The sequence below is a fragment of the Paenibacillus sp. p3-SID1389 genome, assembly GCF_025151705.1.
In the GTDB taxonomy this organism is placed as follows: domain Bacteria; phylum Bacillota; class Bacilli; order Paenibacillales; family Paenibacillaceae; genus Fontibacillus; species Fontibacillus phoenicis.
Window position 1 is genome coordinate 1 of sequence record NZ_JALXVO010000112.1, and the last position, 1,625, is coordinate 1,625.

1 protein-coding gene is annotated in these 1,625 nt (G+C 49.9%); it reads right to left on the reverse strand.

Going from position 1 to position 1,625, the window contains the following annotated elements; genetic code table 11:
- Window positions 1-88: 88 nt before the first annotated feature.
- Window positions 89-1,453: an ISNCY family transposase gene (locus M3G15_RS21285; protein WP_019007868.1), complete on the reverse strand. Its 1,365-nt coding sequence runs from the start codon at window positions 1,451-1,453 to the stop codon at window positions 89-91.
- Window positions 1,454-1,625: the final 172 nt, after the last annotated feature.

Sequence of the window (1,625 nt, forward strand, 5' to 3'; positions counted from 1 at the left end):
TGCTCCTGAAAAAGTCGATTTTCAAAAATAGTTTCGGGTTGCTGGCTGGGTTGTGAGGGGGAACTTTCCCTAATGATCGGTTTCCATGTTAGTTTTGGAGCATTTTTGCCGCTCTTTGCAGGTTGTGGGTCAGAATCCCGAAGCCGACCCAGCATTTTGAGCCGACAAAGCCCCGATACCTGCTGCGGTTCAAACCGTACTTCCGCTTGAGAAGACTAATCTTCGCTTCTCCAGCTGCACGGTAACGCTGCAAGTCTTTGAACCATAATTCGTTTTCGTACTCGGATCGGGCAATGCCTTTTTTGCCCTTTCGCGGCAAGCTAGCTCGCTTCACACCAAGTTCGGTAATGGCCGTTTCGTTCTTCTTGCTTGAGAAACCGCGGTCGGTCGCTACAGCTTGCGGCGCTTTGCCGAATTGCTTGATATGCGCCTGTACAGCGGGAACGAGCAGTTCATCATCCGAGGGGTTCCCCTCGTAGACAGCGTAGCCGGTCACAAAGCCGCTTTCCGTCTCGTCGATTCGCACCTTGTAGCCGAACTCAGTTCCTTTGGCCAGCTTACCTTTCTTAATCGGTCTTGCTTCCGGGTCAAAGAAACTGACGATCCGATCTGCGATGATTCGATTGCCGGAAACGACCTGTTTGGCTTGTTCCAACAACTTGCCGGTTAGCGTGACCGCCTCGGTCAGTTTGGTTTTACTTTGTCGAAGAGCAGCTTTGCCCTTGTCTTGCAGTTTCTCGATAACGGCTTGCGCCTTGTTCACAACGTTCTCGGCTACTTCGATTACGCTCCCAGTGATCCGGTCAACTTCTTCCCAAGATTCACGGGTGCGGCGACGTAGAACTTTCGCGATGGACAGAATCTTTTCCTTGATTTCTGCCGTACGATCTTCAAAGCCTTGAACAGTGTGGGAGGCGACTTTCCGGATTTTCTGAATCGTTCGAGTGATGACTTTTACGCCATCTTGCAACAGCGTAGCGTCTGTCGGGTGATGGATGTCGGATTCCACCACCGTCGTATCCGTGCGCAATTTGCGGGTTTTCAGAACGGCTTTTTCCTCACACTGCTTTACGAGTGCGGCATTGATGTCTTCGACGATCTTGTCGCCGTAGCGTTTGCGGGCATAGATGAGCGTAGACGGGTCGGGCATCGGTTCGTCGATGGCAAACCGGCAGAACATTCGCCATGTGATGCTGTCACCGACTTCCTTCACGAGTGACTCGTAGCCTAAATTGTATTTATGCTTCAGGACCATAAGACGGATGTACTTTTCAATTGCAAGCGTAGGACGGCCGCTTTTCTTGCCTTTCGGGTGCAACTCAGTAAACGGTTGAAGAAAACGGTCGTCGTCCAGTAATTGATCTATGATTGCAAGCTCGACCGGCAACTTTCTAACAGATTCCGGGAGAATGGCATCCCAGATGGTCAATTGCTCGTCTCGAAGTTTCAACATTTTCTTCACCTCTTGGAAGGATTCCCGAGGGCTTCTGTTGAACTCCTATAGCAAAGGAATTCTTCCCTCGGGGTGTGGAACTTTGTTATCTCGTCAATAACAATTTCCATTTTGAGGTGCTGAATTCCTTTTAATTATGCTCAAAACACCCTGACTTTTTCAGGGGAAACTA

Bases quoted from the DNA above. Each gene is read 5' to 3' on its own strand.
- M3G15_RS21285 (WP_019007868.1), bottom strand. From the start codon at position 1,453: ATGTTGAAACTTCGAGACGAGCAATTGACCATCTGGGATGCCATTCTC.